Genomic DNA, 17,678 nt, shown 5'->3' with positions numbered 1-17,678 from the left:
AATTTTCTGCCACTCTTATTTCTTCTCTTCCTTTTAATAACGTACTGGCTTTTCCGTAAAAACCGGTACTCCTCTATCTCCCTCTTCTTGACTTTTCTTCTGCAAGGATCGCTGCGCCCAGCGCCCCCGCATACCTTCCATCTGCAGTCGACTCCACGTTCTTTCCAATCTGCTCAGAAAGGCGTCTTGTAAAATATGCGCTGTGACTCAGTCCTCCTGTCAGGATGACACGGTCTGTCATTGCCTTTCGCATAGCAAGCTGCGCTACCTTCGTCACAACAGAGTCCACAACACCTGCTGCGATATCCTCCCTGCTTCTGCCTTCTCCAATATAATTGATAACTTCTGATTCCGCAAAAACAGTACAGAGAGAACTGATCGGGAGCACGGTTCCCTTTTCTGCCAGATCAAAAAGTTCCTGCAGTGTCACACCAAGCCTGTTTGCCATGATTTCCAAAAACTTTCCAGTTCCTGCTGAGCACTTATCATTCATCAGAAAATCCTGTACCATTCCGTTCTCGATCAGTATGACTTTCGTGTCCTGACCTCCGACATCAATGACCGTACAGTCTCCTCCCGCCAATTCTCTTCCGCCTCTTGCATGGCAGGTGATCTCCGTGATCACATAGTCGGCAAAATCTACTGCGATTCGGCCATACCCGGTCGCAACGACTTTCGTCTCATCTCCCAGAACATCCACATCATTTTCCTTTAACTTCTCTTTGATCGTCTGTGTTGTTTCCTTGCTGCTCCACCCCGTAGGAAGCACAAACTGCATATCGGATGTCCCTCTTACTACTACCTTCGATGCGGTGGAGCCAATATCAATCCCTACATAATTCACGTTTCTTACCTCTTCTGACATGTTACAGCATCTCCAGGAATGCTGTGATTCTTGTATTGAGCTGACCGATGTCTGCCTGAGAATAGTCTGTCTCTACATTAATATAAGGAATTCCCTTCTTCTCATTGACAAAACGGCGGATTCCCAGTGTCTCCACATTATATGTATGACATGCCTGAAGTGTCATCTCTACAACTCCGTCTACTTTGTACTCATCGATGAGACGATCTAACAATTCCAGTCTGTTTGGATTCGGTGTCATTACAGAACATCCGATATCAATGTATCTTCTCGCAAGTGCATCGTATACATCCGGATTCTCCTCATCAACCAGCTTATCGATAGATTTTGCACCACTGCAGTTCTCGTAAGTCACAACGACACCGCCATTCTCTTCGATTGCTTTGATCACCTTCTCGCTTGCTCCCCCTACCGGACATCCAGTCAAAAGGATTCTAGGTCTCTTGTTTAACATCTTTCCTTCTGCATATTCTCTCTCGATTTTTTCAACAATTCCGTCCACCTCTGCCGGGATCGCTGTTCTGTCGAATTTGAAGCCACTTCCATAGAGTACCTTAAACTGATCCATACCTGTGATCGGCGCCGGATCATGTTTCATCACTTCATAAAATCTCTTTAAAGACTTACGGACCTTATTTTCTTCATGAATTGCCTTGCGGATATCGTCCTCCGTGATCGTCACTTCAAATTTCTTCTCTAAATATTCTTTGAAACGGATGATTTCGCTCTTCCACAATTTCAGTGCTTCCTCACTCTGTGTGTTCGGCAGTTCCATCAGAAATACATCTTTAAACTCTGACATATATTCATACATCTTCTTTTTTCCATCACAAGTCGTCTCTCCGACAACTACATCTGAAAAATAGAAAAACGGACATTTATCTGCTTTCGCAAATCCATAGCTGGATTTGATCAGCGGACATAAGTTTTTCGGAAGATCTTTCTCTGCCTCTGTAATCGTCTCATCTGATGTAGAACATAATCCAACTGTCGCTGCTCCCATAGCCGTTGCGATTTCCTTTGGAAAATATGTACAATATGCTCCGACTACCGGGATTCCCTTATCTTTTAATTGCTTCATAGCAAGAAATGAGTTTTTGCGCTGCTCGGCAAACTCTTCAAATACTTCTGGTAATTCTTTAATCACTTCCATGTTAGTTTTCCTCCATATTTCGACCTTTACTTATGATGATATAGTCGTTTTAAAACGAAGTCAAATTGCTATTTTTTATAATATTATAGATACTTCCTATAAGATTATCTGCGAAATCTATGACTTATAAAAAATGTCTGGAATCCTGCGTTTTCGATGTTTTCACATCTCCTGCAGAACTTCAGACATTTTTTTACTCCCCTATTTTCTTTTTTAGTGGAACCAGTGATTTCCGATCAGCTGTCCGTAATCACCATTTCCAAAATAAAGTGCCTCCCCGATCGGATTGGCTCCTGCGAGGGCATCTGCCGCCGCCTGATAGCAACTTGCCGTTGTCCGCCCATCGGCAAGTACCGCATCCAGCTTCCCGGTAATTGCCGGACCAAACTGTCCGCTCTGATAAATGACCTCTGTAATTGAGTTCGGGAAAATGCCGCTTCTTACACGGTTCATAACAACAGCCCCTACTGCAACCTGACCTTCATACGGCTCTCCCCCGGCCTCACAGAAGATCAACGCTGCAAGCAATGCCTGCTCCCCGCTGGTGGCAGCTGTCACTGCTTGCTGGGAAGCCTGTGCTTCTTGTGCCTGCTGCTGCGCCTGCGCTGCTGCCGCCTCTTCCTCTGCTTTCTTTTTTGCTTCCTCTGCTTTTCTTGCCTCTTCCGCCGCCTGCGCTGCCGCTCTTTGTTCTTCTTCAATCTGCGCTAACGTTTTCGCTGGTTCAGACTCCCTTGTCCGGACAATTGCTCCATTGTCTTCCATCGGCTTTTCTACAACCGGACACACCTGATCTGCCCTTCTGACTGCATCCGTTCCAAATGCAAGGGAATCGCTCTTCACATATCCGTTCACCTCATCTGCGGAAACTCTTGTCCATACAACCCCTTTTTCTTCCACATCTACAATTGTGTTGTGGTATAGTTTTCCAACAACTTCGCTTCCTTCTTCTCCCGCAAGCAGTACATCAGTCTCCCCATCCACGTTGGATACTGCCTTTTGGTGCCATTCCTGCGTGGATACTGCAACTGCTGCGACCTCCGGTATTTGCTCCAGCGCTGATGCCAATGCCGATGAAATTGTTTGTGTTTTCTCTATACTGTCAGTCTGCCGAGTTTCAGTTGATGCCACAGATATACTTCCGTCCATTCCTGCAGCTGTGAGCACACAAACCGCAGACAAAACTACTGCCAGCATCCTCTTATTCTCTTTTCTCATACTTTTCCTCCTGATTTTGCAATAAAACGAATTAAAAGTTAATTATATTATACTCTTTTAATTCATTTTTATTACATTTGTTACAAACTTATTACATTTTGTTTGTAGGAACATCCTAACAGCTTTTCTTTCATTTGTCAACTTTTCCGCTCTGGAAATTTTCTCCTTCCAAAGGTCACCTTCTTTTTTCTCCGTCTCCCGCACGATATCAAATGATTTTTCTGGACCAAAAAAGCAGCTGATCTTTTGGTGCTTCCCCAAGATCAACTGCTATTCTTTTTACTTTTTAATGATACTCTTTGTCCACCTTTATTTCTTTGTTTATCTCTGATTTCTTCTCTGTCTCGCAGTTTCGAACATCAGCACGGAGGTGGCAATTGCTGCATTTAATGATTCTACCTGCCCCTGCATAGGAATGCGGATCCATGTATCTGCCAAATCCGCGATTTCCTTTCGAAGTCCGTTTCCCTCATTTCCAATCAAAAATGCCGTCTTTTTCGTATAGTCTTCCTTGTCGTAACTATTTTTCCCATCAAGATGTGCGGCATATGTAAAAATACCGTGCGCCTTTACTTTTGCGATCGCTTCTTTTAAATCTTCCACATAGACAAACGGAACACGGTAAATAGAACCCATCGTTGAGCGAATAACTTTCGGATTATAAATATCCACACTCTCCTTGCTGATGATGATTCCTGTCACCCCCGCTCCCTCTGCGGTTCGCAGAATCGTTCCAAGGTTCCCTGGATCCTGAAGGTTGTCCAAAACAAGAAGATGTGCATCTTCTGCCTCTAAAATATCCTCCAGACAGTAAGTGGACTGGCGTACGACACAGAGGATTCCCTGTGGTGTCTTTGTATCAGAAACATATTGAAAAACATGATCTGACAGATATTCTAACTTCCTTCTGTCTTTCAGCCTGTTGATTTCTTCTTTCTGTTTGTCTGCAAATGTCTCGGATACATAGACTTTCACAAGCTGCTCCTGTGGAATCTCCTGGTACATCTTGACTCCTTCCACAAGAAAGACTCCCTGCTCGTTCCGCACTTTGCTTTTTTTCTGAAGCTGCACCAGTTCCTTCACTCTCGCATTTGACGTGCTTGTAATCATACTTATTCCCCTTTGTATTTATTCAACATTTCATTACTTCCGATGAAAATCATAATAGTTCCTTCTTCCAGCGGCATCTCCGGCCTTACATTGACATCAACTTTCTCATCCTTTTTAATACCGACTACGTTAAATCCATAGCGCTCACGGATGCAAAGTTCACGCAAAGTCTTCCCGATCCATTTTTCCGGAACCCTTGTCTCTACGATACTATAATCCGGTGATAGCTCGATCCAATCTGCAAAATTTGTGGAGACAAGATTTTTGGCAACTCTTCTTCCCATCTCCATCTCCGGAAATACAATCGCATCTGCACCGACCCTTTTTAAGATGGATGCATGAAGCTCGTCCTGCGCCTTTGCAAGCACATACGGAATCCCTGCCTCTTTTGACAAAATCGTAGCCATAATACTAGATTCCATATTATCGGCAATCGCCACGACTGCACCATCCAGATTGCGAAGTCCCAGCGACTGGATCACTCCCGTGTCATGCAGATCCGCGCGCATTGCGTAAGATACTTGATCTGCGATCTCTTGTACTTTTTCTTCCGCAATATCTACTGCGATCACTTCGCATCCGAGTTTCTCCAATGTCACTGCCACACTGGAACCAAATTTTCCAAGTCCAAATACTGCATATTGCTTTTTCATATTTTCTTATCCCCCTATCCAATCATCAGACGTTTCGCCGGCAGCTGTCTCACCTGGCTCATCGGATTTTTCTTTAATCCGAATGCCAGCGCCATTGTAACCGGTCCGATCCGCCCTGCATACATTAAGATCATAATCACAAATTTACTTGCGGTGTGAAGCGCCGGAGTCAGCCCCGTGGAAAGACCTACTGTTCCAATTGCCGAGGTCGTCTCAAACAAAATATCAAGAAATCCCGCCGATTCTATCACTGAAACAGCTATAGTCCCTATCATCAAGATTGTAAAAGACATCAGCATAACTGAAATCCCCGTCCGAATATTTTCTTCCGGAATTCTTCTTCCAAAGCACTCCGTATCCTTATTTCCTTTTACGACAGTAACCGCTGTAAGGAATAACATTGCAATCGTTGTCGTCTTCACCCCTCCGGCGGTACCGGCCGGGGAGCCTCCGATAAACATCAGAAGGCAGGAAATGAATACCGATTCTTCTCTTAGATCTCCCTGCGGCACGGTAAAGAATCCGGCCGTCCTCGTTGTCACTGACTGAAATGCCGCTCCCATCACCTTGTCTCCAAAAGAAAATTCTCCAAGCGTATCCGGGTTAGAAAATTCTAGAAACAGAAAACTGACTGTACCTGTCACAATCAGAATTGCCGTCATCGTCAGTGCAACCTTGGAGTTCAAGGTTAAAATCTTAAACATTCCACGTCTTCTCTCACCCTTTTTGCGAAAGTTTCTAATATTATCAGTGATGTCAAACCACACGGTATAACCGATACCTCCTGCAACGATCAATATCATCGTTGTCAGATTGATCAGCGGATTTCTTGCATATGCCGCAAAACTATCTGCCCCTAATATATCAATTCCCGCATTGCAAAATGCTGAGATAGAGTGAAACACACTATACCAGATTCCTTTCAAAAATCCATACTCCGGAATAAACTGAAATGCAAAAAAGATTGCTCCAATTCCTTCTACAACGAAGGTTCCCTTCAGAATCCGCAAGATCCATTTCACCATACCTGATAAAGACTCCATGTTATACGTTTCCTGAATCATCACTCGCTCTTTTACCGTGATCTTCCTTCCGATCACAACAAGAAAAAATGTCGATACTGCGACTACACCAAGTCCTCCAATCTGTATCAGAACAAGCAATACTACCTTGCCAAGAAGCGTAAACTGCGCCGCCGGAACAACTGTCATAAGCCCGGTCACACAAACTGCCGATGTCGATGTAAAAAGTGCGTCTGTAAATGCAATCGGCTCTTGATTGCAGACCGGAAGCCATAGAAGTATTCCGCCGATCACGATCACGAGCAAGAAGCCTGCTGCAAGCATCTGCATCGTGCTTAATCTTACACTTTTTTCTTTCCACTTAAACATTTTCTTTCACTTTTCTCCCTTTATGCTTTTTGAATCAATTATACTACACTTCCCGAAAAGATAACAGTCCTAAAAAAAGAATCCCTGTACCAACGGCACAGGAACCCCTCATGCTGCCGACAGCCCTTATTTCCGGACTGCGGCCCTTCTTTTCTTCTCTTATACTTTAAATCGGTACCCCACACCCCAGATTGTCTCAATATACTGCGGTTTGGAAGTATCGTACTCAATCTTCTCCCGAATCTTCTTAATATGAACTGTCACAGTCGCAATATCCCCGATCGATTCCATATCCCAAATCTCACTGAATAATTCATCCTTTGTATATACGTGATTCGGATGCCCTGCAAGAAACGTCAGAAGATCAAATTCCTTCGTCGTAAATGCCTTCTCTTCTCCATTGACCCACACCCTTCTCGCTGTCGTGTCAATCTTTAAGCCACGGATCTCAATAATATCATTTGTCTGTACATTGCTTCCGATCAAACGCTCATATCTTGCAAGATGTGCTTTGACTCTCGCCACAAGTTCGCTCGGACTAAACGGCTTTGTCATATAATCATCTGCGCCAAGCCCAAGTCCCCGGATCTTATCGATATCATCCTTTTTGGCAGAGACCATAATGATCGGTGTATTTTTCTTCTGACGTACTTCTCTGCAGATTTCAAATCCATCCACTCCCGGAAGCATCAGGTCAAGGATCACCAGATCAAACTGGTCCGTCAGCGCCTTCTCAAGCCCCGTCTCTCCATCATTTGCAACTTCTACCTCGAACCCACTCAGTTCTAGATAATCTCTCTCCAGATCTGCAATCGTTTCTTCATCTTCTACGATTAATATTCTACTCATTTACCGGTACCTCCTGATATTTTCTGATTACAAAATACATGACCGTCCCTGTCCCTTCTCTGCTTGTCGCCCAAATCTTGCCGCCATGCTCCTCGATGATCTTCTTCACAATTGAAAGTCCAATGCCGCTTCCGCCCTTAGAAGAATTTCTCGATGCATCTGTCCGGTAAAAACGATCAAAAATATTCGGCAGATCTTTGGCGGCAATTCCTTTCCCATTGTCCTCCAGTTCCACCTGAATAAAATCACCGACGTCCTTCACCCGCAAGTTAATCCGCGCCCGCTTCTTATCCATATATTTCAAAGAATTCGTCACAATATTGTTGATGACTCGCTTTAACTGCTCGGCATCGCCGATGATGCGGATATCTTCCTCTACGTAATTGAAATATCCAAACTCGACATCTCTCTGCTCCAATTCCAACTTCAGATCTTCTGCACAGTCATCAAAATATTCATTGACTGACAGTGTTGTAAAATTGTATGGAATTCGATTCGTATCAATCTTAGAGTAAAGTGTCAGTTCATTGATCAGAAGATCCATCTCATTTGCCTTATTATAAATCGTCCGGATATACTTCTCCATCTTCTCAGGTGTATCTGCAACACCATCCATAATTCCTTCTACATACCCCTTGATCGCCGTGATTGGTGTCTTCAAGTCGTGGGAAATATTACTGATCAGCTCCTTGCTCTCCTTATCATAGGCAAGCTTCTCCTCCGCATTGTCTTTCAGCCGTTTCCGCATCTCCTCAAAATCCTGACAAAGCTGTCCGAGTTCATCATCGGTATCCGGAATCAGCCGGAAATCTAAATTCCCTTCTTTAATATTCTTCGTCGCCTTCTGCATCTTCACAAGCGGAATCTTGATTCCTCTGTAAATCCAGACAACCAGCAGCGCTCCGGTAATGACAAGGATCACAATGACCGCCACAAGAATGTCTTTTAAGAATTGTGATACTTCCGGCAGCATGCTCGTTACATCTGTTACAATAAATGCACTGCACTTGTTCTTGTCATCACTGACAAAATCCACCTGCTTTACAAGTACCTGTGCTTCTCCGCCAATATATACACCATTCTCGGAATCTGCATTGTATTCCTCATAAGCCGGTAAATCCGGGATCACCACCTCCGTCTTCTGCGGATCTTCTCCCATATATACGATAATATCATCCTTTCTCACAAGAAGATAGGATCCTTTCTGCCGAAGCCTCTGGTTAAACTGCTCCAGATAAGAAGCATCTTCCAGCTTCTCCGGATCCTTATCCGCTGCCTTCTCCAGCTCATGATATGCCTCTTTCGTAATCCGGCTCGGCACCTGTACACTATTTAACAGTGCTTCATAGGTGGTCCCTGTAATTCCATATGTCTTCTCGATCGAACGAATTTGAAGTTGTGCGAATCCACAAAATACGGCGCTCGTCAAGAACACCGGCAAAATAATGATCGTCATAAAAGCAATGACCAGTCGTGTTTTTAATTTCATCGTGTCCAACCTCTTATTCTATATACTTTCTATGCTTGTCTCAATCTGACTTCATTATTATATCATGCCACCTTGTTAAATACACCAAAACACCTATAAACATTTATAAAATTTTTGTAAACCTTCGTACGACCCAGTATGCAAAAACTGCTCCACAGATTTTCTCTTATCTGTGGAGCAGCCATCTTTCTCATCTGATGATCGAAGTCTCTTATAAATATTTCTTTAATGCTTCTACTTTATCCAGTTTTTCCCATGGAAGATCTAAGTCGTTACGTCCAAAGTGTCCATAAGCTGCTGTCTGCTTGTAGATCGGACGGCGAAGATCTAACATTTTGATGATTCCTGCCGGTCTTAAATCAAAGTTCTCACGGATGATCTCTACTAACTTCTCGTTAGAAAGTTTTCCGGTTCCGAATGTATCTACCATGATCGATGTCGGATGAGCCACCCCGATTGCATAAGAAAGCTGAATCTCACATTTCTTTGCAATTCCTGCTGCAACGATGTTCTTTGCAACATAACGTGCTGCATATGCTGCAGAGCGGTCTACCTTTGTACAGTCTTTTCCGGAAAATGCTCCACCGCCGTGACGTGCCATTCCGCCGTAAGTATCTACGATGATCTTACGTCCTGTCACACCACTGTCTCCGTGTGGTCCACCGATTACGAATCTTCCAGTCGGGTTGATGAAGAATTTTGTCTGCGCATCTACCATCTCCTGTGGAAGTACCGGATCAAATACATATTTCTTAATATCTTCATGAATCTGTTCCTGAGTTACATCCGGATCATGCTGTGTAGATAATACAACCGCATCAAGACGCACCGGGATTCCCTCTTCGCTATACTCTACTGTCACCTGGCTCTTACCATCTGGTCTGAGGTAAGAAAGTGTTCCATCTTTGCGGACTTTTGTCAGCTGCAATGTCAGCTTGTGTGCCAGCGCGATTGGATATGGCATCAATTCTTCTGTCTCATCCGAAGCATATCCGAACATCATTCCCTGGTCTCCTGCTCCAATTGCATCGATCTCCTCGTCTGACATTTTGTTTTCTTTTGCTTCTAAAGCTTTATCTACACCCATTGCAATGTCAGAAGACTGCTCATCGATTGCTGTGATCACACCACAAGTATGTGCATCGAATCCATATTTTCCTCTGTTGTATCCAATCTGATCCACAGTATCTCTTACGATTTTCTGAATATCTACATATGCATTTGTTGTAATCTCACCCATAACAAGGACAAGTCCTGTTGTGATCGCTGTTTCACATGCCACACGGCTCATCGGATCCTGCTCCATCAGCGCATCTAACACAGCATCTGAAATCTGGTCACAGATCTTATCCGGATGACCTTCGGTTACTGATTCTGAAGTAAATAATAATTTTTCCATTCGTACGTTCCTTTCTTTTTTCTCTTTCTCTTTCGCCGGACTGTTCTGTCTTTCTCTGATAAAAAGTCATTTACCAAAACTCTCTGAGATAAAAACAGCAGCCCGACAACATTCGGACTGCTTTATACTCATAAATCAATCCTCTTATTGTTCGATTACTCGCTCAGGTTGGCACCTTCCGTTCACGGGGTTGCCGCAGCTTCACAGATCCTTTGTATCTCCACTGCTCTGAATAAGAGAAAGTTTCTATTATTCTGTTCTTGTTCCGTTAGAAATCATAACACTGATTGACAGGACCGTCAAGAGTCTTTTTGAGAAAACTTTTCTAGTTACTCTGTGCCTCTTTCATTGCCTGCTCTCCGTTTGTCTGGGCATCTTTGAGCGCTTCGTCAATTCCTTTTTCTCCGCTGAATACAAGATCAAGCTGTTTTCCAAGTTCATCTAACGCATTCTTGCCGCCGATATTTCTTGTTCCCTGGAAACCTTTGTCAAAGCATTCCAACGAAAGTTGTTTGATCGGTTTTTCCTCGAGTACTTTTGCGAACACCGGATCCTCCTGTGCAGATACACGCACTGGAATATATCCTGTCTCTGCCGCAAAATATGCTGTATTTTCTGTATTTGTCAGGAATTTAATATACTCCCATGCAGCTTGTTTCTGCATGTCTGTTGCAGAATCAAATACTGCCACATTTGTTCCGTAATACAGCTGATCATCTGTCTTATGTCCTGGAAGCGCTGCGGCATTGATAGTAATACCTTCCATCGTTCCTTCTTCTATGTATGGCAGTGCGGATGTAGAAGCTACACACATTGCAGCTCGTCCATCCTGCACCGGAACATTTGCATTTTCATCATCTCCGGCAAATCTTGCTGTCTTTGCCTGGAACATACTATTTAAAAATTCGATTGCTTCCTTTGTCTCCGGTGTATCAAAATACAATTCATTTGTTTCTTCATTCATCGTACTTCCACCTGCCTGTTTCAGCCAAGGTGCAATATCTGTGGAAAGGTTATTTGCAAATACACATCCATACACTTCCGGCTCGCCGTCCTTATCCTCGTCTACCGTCAGTTTCTCAGCTGCCGCTGTCCACTCGTCCCATGTCTTTGGAACTTCTACACCAGCTTCTTCGAACATAGTTTCATTGTAATATAAAACCATCTGGCTTTTGTTAAACGGGATTGCATACTGTTTTCCATCCCAGATTCCATCTGCAAGGAACATCTCCGGAATATCTGCAAGGTCTTCCTCAGTAAATCCTGTCTGTTCATCTTCCATATATGGTGTCAGATCTGCCACAAGCCCTTTGGAAACATACCAGGATAATCTGTTGGAATAAATCTGCGTCATTGTCGGGAGCTGATCTGCCTTTGCAGAGGCCATCAATTTGTCAAACAGATCCATGTATCCTCCCTGATTCACTAATTTTACGGATACATTTTCATTCTGCTCCATAAAATCATCTGTAATTTTCTGGATTGCCTCCTCATTAGATCCTGACATCGCATGCCAGAATGTAATCTCTGTTTTTTCTGTCACTTTTGTGTCTGTTTTTTTCTCTGTTGACGACTCTGTTTTCGTCTCTTCTTTCTTCTCCGTTTCTTTTTTCTCCCCTCCACATGCGGTCAGCATGGATGCTGCCATCGTCGTGCAAAGAAGTGCCGCCAATACTTTTTTCTTCATCTTTCTTTTCCTCTCTCTTTTCGTTTTATCCTTTCAGTCCTGATTTGCTTACCCCTTTCACAATATATTTTTGTGTAAATAAATATAAAATGATCACCGGCGCAATCACCAGGATCGAAAAGGCCATTAAAATATGATATCTTGTTCCCGCCTCGGTTGAAAATGCTGCCATTCCTACCGGAAGCGTCCGCATCTCCTCTGAATTTGTCGTGATCAGAGGCCACATGTAGGAATTCCAGCAGTTAATGAATTTTAAAATAGCAATCGATGCAAGTGTCGGTATGGAACACGGAATTAAAATAGTAAATAAAAATCGCAATTCCGAGCAACCATTGATCTTCGCCGATTTATAATAAGAAATCGGAATGCTTTCAAACTGCTGTTTCAGTAAAAATATCGAAAAAATACTTGCACACCAGGGAATGATCAGCGCCTTATAACTGTCAATCCATCCCCAGTTGCTCAGTGTAATATAATTAGGGATCATCAGGATTTCTCCCGGAACCATCATGGTCGCTACAAGAACCAAAAACAGAGCATTTTTAAACCGGAATGGAATATATGCAAATGCATAGGCCGCAAGTACTGTTGTAAATACTTCCCCCACCGTCACCATCACTGCTGTAAACACACTGTTGAAAAAATATCTAGCATACGGTACTTGCTGCAATGCCATCTTGAAATTTTCCCACTGCCAGACAGATGGGATCCATTTTGGCGGCATCGATAATACTTCCTTTGCCGGCTTAAATGCTGTCAGAACCATCCAGACAAACGGAAGGCTGACCCACAAAAGTCCCGCAGCCAGAATGACATAGGACAGAACTGTCACCATCTTTTTCCCTTTTCTCATGACTTCCTCCTTTCTGACGAAAACAGAAACTGGAGCAACGTAAAAAATAGAATCACAAGAAACAGAAGAAATGCTGCCGCCGATGCGGTAGTAAACTCCCAGTGTCTGTAAAACTTATCAAAAATATAATAGACAATCGTAAGCCCGCTCTGAAGCGGCCCCGGTTTCTGCCCGTACATAATATAAACTTCATCAAAGATCTTAAAAGCTCCGATCAGTGATGTCACAGATAAGAATAAAATCGTCGGTCTTAAAATTGGAAGAATAATATGGCAGATCCTTCTAAATGACCCTGCGCCATCCATCCGTCCTGCCTTCACATATCTTTCATCTACCCCTTGAAGTGCAGCCAGCAAAATAATAATTTTATAGCCAAGCCCTTTCCACACACTTAATACAATCAAGATCGGGATGGTCATCTGCGCATCTGTAAGCCACGCTACTTTTGGCATCCCAAGCACTGAAAGAAGTGCATTGACCATTCCATAGTCTTTGTTGAGCATCCACCGCCACACAACAGCCACTGCGGTCGTCGATGTAACAAATGGAAGAAAATATGCACTTCTGAAAAATTTCTGAAACCGGATATTGGAATTTAAAATCAGAGCAAATACCAATGCCGTAATGATTCCAAGCGGTACCGAGATCACCGCAAATACTGCCGTATTTTTCATAGCAAGAACAAACTCCGGATCTTTCAATACGTAGAGAAAATTGTCGAGACCGACTGCTTCCACCGTATCTGTCAGATAATCAAATTTCGTATAAAATCCCATAAAAAAAGACTTCAGCACTGGATAAAATTGAAAGACTGCTATGACAGAAAGTGCAGGCAGCAAATACAGAAATGCCCGAAACTGTGGATTTCTGATTTTCCATCTTCTCTTCATTATCTGTCACCCTCCCCTGGGAACAAATGAAGTCGCTTGACACGAAATGACACACGTTCCCCTTCTGAAAATGTCTTTTCCCATCCGACGCAGGCCGTCAGCACCTGTTCACCTGCTCGGAAATGAATGTACATATCTTTTCCAAGTGTCTGTATTCCGGTGATCACTCCCGAAATCGCTTCTTCTTCCTCTGTACTGCACAACTCTAATGCCTCCGGACGGATGCCAACGCAAACATTTCCTTTCAGTTCTCCTGCCTCGTGTACTGTTCCTCTTTTCACGATCACATTCTCATCACCTAACAGCAGACAGATTCCATCCTCTACTTTTTCTCCCGGAACAAAGTTCATTGGTGGATTTCCAAGAAATTTCGCCGCAAACACATTTTGCGGCTCCATATACATCTCTTTTGGAGAAGAATACTGACTGATCTTTCCTTTCTCCATCAAAAGAATCTTATCCGAGATACTAAGCGCCTCTTCCTGATCATGTGTCACAAAAATAGTCGTGATCCCCAGTTGTTTCTGCACACGCCGGATCTCATCGCGCAGTTCAATGCGAAGTCTTGCATCCAGATTTGACAGTGGCTCATCTAAAAGTAAGATCTTCGGATTCTTTACGATGGCACGCGCAATCGCGACTCTCTGCTGCTGTCCACCCGATAACTTCCCCGGCTTTCTCTTCAAGTATTCTTCAATCTGAAGCATTTTAGCCGCTTCTTTTACTTTTTCTATCCGGTCTTTTTTCTTCCATCCTTGCATTTTCAGAGGAAATGCAATATTTTCCTGCACAGTCATATGAGGATAGAGCGCATAATCCTGAAACACCATTCCAATGTCCCGGTCTTCTGCCTCCAGTCCTCCTACATTTTCCTCATCAAAATAAATACTTCCTTCTGTTGCCTGCTCCAGCCCGGCGATGATCGATAAAGTCGTGCTTTTCCCACATCCACTCGGTCCAAGCAGACAGACAAGATCTCCATCCTCGATTTCCAAATTCAAGTGATCTACTGCAGTCACTTCCTGATACCGTTTAGTAAGATTCTCCAGTCTAATTCTCATCTTCCAGTTCCTCCAGTGTCCTCTCAGTCAGCGAAACCATCCGAAGAATGATTCCTTCTTCTTCCAGCATCTCTTTCAGCACCTGCATAAAGATTCCCATCGCTTCTTTCCGCTCTCCTTTTTTCAGATATGCTTCCAGATTCGGTTGTGAAGATAACTCTCCTCCCCAATCTGCAGAGAAGGTGTATTCGATCCCACAACTCGGACTGCCGTTGATTCCTACTACTCCAAGCACTTCCACCCGCTCTGCACAGTTTTGATACTCCTTCACTTGAAGCACAATATCCTCTAGCATCTTTCTCGCCTGTCTTCTGAAAAAAGGATTATCAAACTGTTCTGAGGAATGTCCCCACCGTCTTCCACCGTACATCAAAAATTCCGGGCACGGTAATTGTATCAGCTGAATATCCTCCTCAATCACTTTTTTCAAAAATGCTTTCCTGTTTCTCTCCTCCTCCGTTTCAAACTCCACCGCATACTGAATCTTAGAACGTACATTTAGAATGCAATGGCTGACTAAAAGTAGTTTCTTCTTGTTTTTCATCCCTCGTATCCTCTTTCTTTCCATATTTTCTATACTGCAAAGAAAAGTTTCTCCGATTTTCTTTAACCTTCACTATAACATGGAACCTTAAGGATGAAAAATTGTTTATTTCTATAATACTCATTCATATTATCTATAAATTTCACTTTACAAAGAACCAAAATAAACAGCCTGCCAAAACACCCGGTCTCCTCGACCGATCTGCTCTGGCAGGCTGCTTTTCACTGCTGCATGATCTGTATTTATTTTTATTTGAACTAGTCCTTATCCTACTTTCAGTTTAAACTTCTGAATCTCTTTTTCGCTTGCAACTTTCTCGATCATCGCACCAAGCCCCTGCAGTTTCTTCTCAAACTGTTCATATCCTCTCTGGATGTAGACAATATCATCTACGATCGTGATTCCATCCGTCGCAAGTCCTGCAATCACAAGTGCCGCTCCTGCTCTTAAATCCGGCGCACTGACACGAGCACCTGAGAACTTTTCTACCCCTTCGATCGTTGCAGAATTTCCTTCTACTTTGATGATGGCTCCCATTCTTGCAAGTTCATCCAGATATTTAAAGCGATTTTCAAAAATACTCTCTGTAATGATACTTGTCCCTTTTGACAGAGCTAACGTCACTCCAATCTGTGGCTGCATATCGGTTGGGAATCCCGGATATGGAAGTGTCTTTACCTGTGTACTCTTTAAGCGCTTGTTTGCCACAACTCTGACTGCATCGTCAAATTCTTCTACCTGGCATCCCATCTCCTCTAATTTAGAAATCGTTGCCTCAAGATGCTTTGGAATTACATTTAATACTGTGATATCTCCCTTTGTCGCTGCCGCTGCAAACATGAATGTTCCGGCTTCGATCTGATCCGGAATAATAGAATATTCTGTCTTGTGAAGCTTCTGCACACCGCGGATCTTGATCACATCAGTTCCTGCTCCCTTGATGTTGGCTCCCATGCTGTTCAGGAAATTCGCCACGTCAACGACGTGTGGTTCCTTCGCAACGTTCTCAAGAATAGTCAGCCCATCTGCCATCGCCGCTGCCATCATAACATTGATCGTTGCACCTACGGATACTACGTCAAAGTAAAGATGTGTACCTTTCAGTGTCTCTGCTTCTGCAAGAATCTTTCCATGTTCAATCTCAACTTCTGCTCCGAGCGCACGGAATCCTTTCAAATGCTGATCGATCGGTCTGCTACCGATATTACATCCTCCCGGAAGCGCAACCTCTGCCTTATTGTACTTCCCGAGCAGAGCCCCAAGTAAATAGTAGGAAGCCCTGATCTTCTTGATGTAGTCATAGTCTATGCTAAAATCACCGATTGTGCTTCCGTTAATCTTCACTGTATGTCTGTCAACTCTCTGGATCTGGGCCCCGATGCCCTCCATCGCTTCTAAAAGTACATTAATATCATTTACATCTGGTAAATTGTCAATCGTCACAGTCTCATCTGTCATAATCGCTGCTGCAAGAATTGCAAGTGCTGCATTCTTCGCGCCGCCAATCTCCACTTCACCTACGAGCGGACTGCCGCCCTTGATTATATATTGCTCCATATCGCACCTCTATTGTTCCATTTATTTTACTTCATCTGATTTTCAAGTGATCGTTATCGTCCCTTCTGCCATCCTAACTGTCGAATCCCTATCTCTTATCTACGGGACAATAACCTGTAATTTCTTTTTAGTCCACGGAGTATTATAGCACATATTTCTTATTTGTAAAACAATTTTCATTCTCTCTGATCAGTCCTTCTGTTTTCAGCCCCGAAATTTGCCTCTTCTTTGTCACTCTTTTTTCTGCTTAATACTTATCATGTCAAAAGAACTCTCCAAATATACGATACCGGAACGGTTTCTAAAATTTTCATTTTCTCGTTTTGTCCCGCATCTCTATAGTATTTTACCATATTTTTGTCTCTCCGTCCAGCGCACACTTGTTCTCATGTCCCGCTCATCTTTCTTGCACGCCGCACATTCGTCCGCAGACAGCCGAGGAAAAATTTTTTCTTCTATGTTTTAGCATACAATTTTCATCTGCACTTTAATAGTATCTTCTCCCTCTTTTTCTGTGATCACTTCTCCTCTTAAACAATTCCTGGAATAACAGAATCTCAATAATTTCCCTTAGATGTTGATCTCTATCCTTCCGATTTCTTCCGTTTTGCTGACGCCCCATCTGCAGATACTGCTGTTCCACATCTTCTTCATCTGCCATCTCCAGTTCCTCTTTTTCTTCCCGCATCATTCTGTCATATACCCGCCTGCACATCAAACGGAGCTGAAGCTGATCAGGATATTCATCATACATCATGCTCCCCTCATATTCCATCCGGTCGCACTCATCCTCTACATAAGGCAGAACTTTTTTTGCCGTCTGTGGATACATACTTTTCATATACTCAAAATCGTAGCGTTCAATTCTTTCGTCATCATACTGAAGCGGCATAGGATATGCCATATAATATGGTAACCGATAATCCATAAAAATACCTGCTCTTTCCTGTTTCATCTAATTT

The 17,678-nt window shown here is 43.3% G+C and carries 16 protein-coding genes and 1 riboswitch; all 16 genes read right to left on the bottom strand.

Going from position 1 to position 17,678, the window contains the following annotated elements; genetic code table 11:
- Positions 1-73 precede the first annotated feature (73 nt).
- On the bottom strand, positions 74-865 hold the full coding sequence (locus tag ACESPO_RS04735; RefSeq protein ID WP_008976894.1) for an acyl-CoA dehydratase activase: 792 nt from the start codon (positions 863-865) through the stop codon (positions 74-76).
- A gap of 1 nt (position 866) precedes the next feature.
- A complete protein-coding gene (locus ACESPO_RS04730; protein ID WP_008976895.1) occupies positions 867-2,018 on the bottom strand; it encodes a double-cubane-cluster-containing anaerobic reductase in 1,152 nt (383 codons plus the stop codon).
- Positions 2,019-2,231: 213 nt separating this feature from the next.
- Entirely contained in the window at positions 2,232-3,233 is a 1,002-nt protein-coding gene (locus ACESPO_RS04725; protein WP_009263264.1) for a cell wall hydrolase, read from the bottom strand.
- 321 nt (positions 3,234-3,554) lie between these two features.
- Positions 3,555-4,343, bottom strand: coding sequence for a 23S rRNA (guanosine(2251)-2'-O)-methyltransferase RlmB (gene rlmB, locus ACESPO_RS04720; RefSeq protein WP_270602908.1), 789 nt, complete (start codon positions 4,341-4,343; stop codon positions 3,555-3,557).
- Between the two features lie 2 nt (positions 4,344-4,345).
- Positions 4,346-4,996, bottom strand: coding sequence for a potassium channel family protein (locus ACESPO_RS04715; protein WP_270457976.1), 651 nt, complete (start codon positions 4,994-4,996; stop codon positions 4,346-4,348).
- Between the two features lie 14 nt (positions 4,997-5,010).
- On the bottom strand, positions 5,011-6,387 hold the full coding sequence (locus ACESPO_RS04710) for a TrkH family potassium uptake protein (RefSeq protein ID WP_270666135.1): 1,377 nt from the start codon (positions 6,385-6,387) through the stop codon (positions 5,011-5,013).
- A 159-nt stretch (positions 6,388-6,546) separates the two neighbouring features.
- Complete coding sequence (locus tag ACESPO_RS04705; RefSeq protein WP_008976900.1) at positions 6,547-7,236, bottom strand: response regulator transcription factor; 690 nt, start codon at positions 7,234-7,236, stop codon at positions 6,547-6,549.
- Positions 7,229-8,725 carry a sensor histidine kinase gene (locus tag ACESPO_RS04700; protein WP_016439594.1) on the bottom strand — a complete coding sequence of 499 codons (1,497 nt, stop codon included), beginning with the start codon at positions 8,723-8,725 and terminating at the stop codon, positions 7,229-7,231. The genes ACESPO_RS04705 and ACESPO_RS04700 overlap by 8 nt, the downstream gene beginning before the upstream one ends.
- Before the next feature lie 211 nt (positions 8,726-8,936).
- On the bottom strand, positions 8,937-10,124 hold the full coding sequence (gene metK / locus ACESPO_RS04695) for a methionine adenosyltransferase (RefSeq protein ID WP_270196707.1): 1,188 nt from the start codon (positions 10,122-10,124) through the stop codon (positions 8,937-8,939).
- Positions 10,125-10,265: 141 nt separating this feature from the next.
- A riboswitch (SAM riboswitch) is annotated at positions 10,266-10,363 on the bottom strand.
- Between the two features lie 86 nt (positions 10,364-10,449).
- The gene (locus tag ACESPO_RS04690) at positions 10,450-11,811 is read right to left on the bottom strand and encodes an ABC transporter substrate-binding protein (RefSeq protein WP_016439593.1); all 1,362 of its coding nucleotides are present in this window, start codon (positions 11,809-11,811) and stop codon (positions 10,450-10,452) included.
- A 25-nt stretch (positions 11,812-11,836) separates the two neighbouring features.
- Positions 11,837-12,664, bottom strand: a complete 828-nt coding sequence (locus ACESPO_RS04685) for a carbohydrate ABC transporter permease (RefSeq protein ID WP_016439592.1) — start codon at positions 12,662-12,664, stop codon at positions 11,837-11,839.
- Complete coding sequence (locus ACESPO_RS04680; protein ID WP_336304541.1) at positions 12,661-13,554, bottom strand: carbohydrate ABC transporter permease; 894 nt, start codon at positions 13,552-13,554, stop codon at positions 12,661-12,663. Before ACESPO_RS04680 ends, ACESPO_RS04685 begins: the two co-directional genes overlap by 4 nt.
- Positions 13,554-14,615: an ABC transporter ATP-binding protein gene (locus tag ACESPO_RS04675; protein ID WP_499788534.1), complete on the bottom strand. Its 1,062-nt coding sequence runs from the start codon at positions 14,613-14,615 to the stop codon at positions 13,554-13,556. The genes ACESPO_RS04680 and ACESPO_RS04675 overlap by 1 nt, the downstream gene beginning before the upstream one ends.
- Entirely contained in the window at positions 14,605-15,159 is a 555-nt protein-coding gene (locus ACESPO_RS04670) for a CD3072 family TudS-related putative desulfidase (RefSeq protein WP_120091025.1), read from the bottom strand. Before ACESPO_RS04670 ends, ACESPO_RS04675 begins: the two co-directional genes overlap by 11 nt.
- 264 nt (positions 15,160-15,423) lie before the next feature.
- Positions 15,424-16,716, bottom strand: a complete 1,293-nt coding sequence (gene murA, locus ACESPO_RS04665) for a UDP-N-acetylglucosamine 1-carboxyvinyltransferase (RefSeq protein ID WP_016439588.1) — start codon at positions 16,714-16,716, stop codon at positions 15,424-15,426.
- Between the two features lie 487 nt (positions 16,717-17,203).
- Positions 17,204-17,644: a hypothetical protein gene (locus tag ACESPO_RS04660; RefSeq protein ID WP_016439587.1), complete on the bottom strand. Its 441-nt coding sequence runs from the start codon at positions 17,642-17,644 to the stop codon at positions 17,204-17,206.
- Between the last annotated feature and the right edge of the window lie 34 nt (positions 17,645-17,678).

It is taken from the genome of Coprococcus sp. HPP0074, from assembly GCF_964238105.1.
Lineage (GTDB): Bacteria > Bacillota > Clostridia > Lachnospirales > Lachnospiraceae > Faecalimonas > Faecalimonas umbilicata.
This window is presented reverse-complemented; position numbering and strand designations above follow the sequence as displayed.

What these genes read in the sequence shown, in the direction of transcription:
- ACESPO_RS04735 (WP_008976894.1), bottom strand. Translation starts at nt 865, where the DNA reads ATGTCAGAAGAGGTAAGAAACGTGAATTATGTAGGGATTGATATTGGC.
- ACESPO_RS04730 (WP_008976895.1), bottom strand. Translation starts at nt 2,018, where the DNA reads ATGGAAGTGATTAAAGAATTACCAGAAGTATTTGAAGAGTTTGCCGAG.
- ACESPO_RS04725 (WP_009263264.1), bottom strand. Translation starts at nt 3,233, where the DNA reads ATGAGAAAAGAGAATAAGAGGATGCTGGCAGTAGTTTTGTCTGCGGTT.
- rlmB (WP_270602908.1), bottom strand. Translation starts at nt 4,343, where the DNA reads ATGATTACAAGCACGTCAAATGCGAGAGTGAAGGAACTGGTGCAGCTT.
- ACESPO_RS04715 (WP_270457976.1), bottom strand. Translation starts at nt 4,996, where the DNA reads ATGAAAAAGCAATATGCAGTATTTGGACTTGGAAAATTTGGTTCCAGT.
- ACESPO_RS04710 (WP_270666135.1), bottom strand. Translation starts at nt 6,387, where the DNA reads ATGTTTAAGTGGAAAGAAAAAAGTGTAAGATTAAGCACGATGCAGATG.
- ACESPO_RS04705 (WP_008976900.1), bottom strand. Translation starts at nt 7,236, where the DNA reads ATGAGTAGAATATTAATCGTAGAAGATGAAGAAACGATTGCAGATCTG.
- ACESPO_RS04700 (WP_016439594.1), bottom strand. Translation starts at nt 8,725, where the DNA reads ATGAAATTAAAAACACGACTGGTCATTGCTTTTATGACGATCATTATT.
- metK (WP_270196707.1), bottom strand. Translation starts at nt 10,124, where the DNA reads ATGGAAAAATTATTATTTACTTCAGAATCAGTAACCGAAGGTCATCCG.
- ACESPO_RS04690 (WP_016439593.1), bottom strand. Translation starts at nt 11,811, where the DNA reads ATGAAGAAAAAAGTATTGGCGGCACTTCTTTGCACGACGATGGCAGCA.
- ACESPO_RS04685 (WP_016439592.1), bottom strand. Translation starts at nt 12,664, where the DNA reads ATGAGAAAAGGGAAAAAGATGGTGACAGTTCTGTCCTATGTCATTCTG.
- ACESPO_RS04680 (WP_336304541.1), bottom strand. Translation starts at nt 13,554, where the DNA reads ATGAAGAGAAGATGGAAAATCAGAAATCCACAGTTTCGGGCATTTCTG.
- ACESPO_RS04675 (WP_499788534.1), bottom strand. Translation starts at nt 14,615, where the DNA reads ATGAGAATTAGACTGGAGAATCTTACTAAACGGTATCAGGAAGTGACT.
- ACESPO_RS04670 (WP_120091025.1), bottom strand. Translation starts at nt 15,159, where the DNA reads ATGAAAAACAAGAAGAAACTACTTTTAGTCAGCCATTGCATTCTAAAT.
- murA (WP_016439588.1), bottom strand. Translation starts at nt 16,716, where the DNA reads ATGGAGCAATATATAATCAAGGGCGGCAGTCCGCTCGTAGGTGAAGTG.
- ACESPO_RS04660 (WP_016439587.1), bottom strand. Translation starts at nt 17,644, where the DNA reads ATGGATTATCGGTTACCATATTATATGGCATATCCTATGCCGCTTCAG.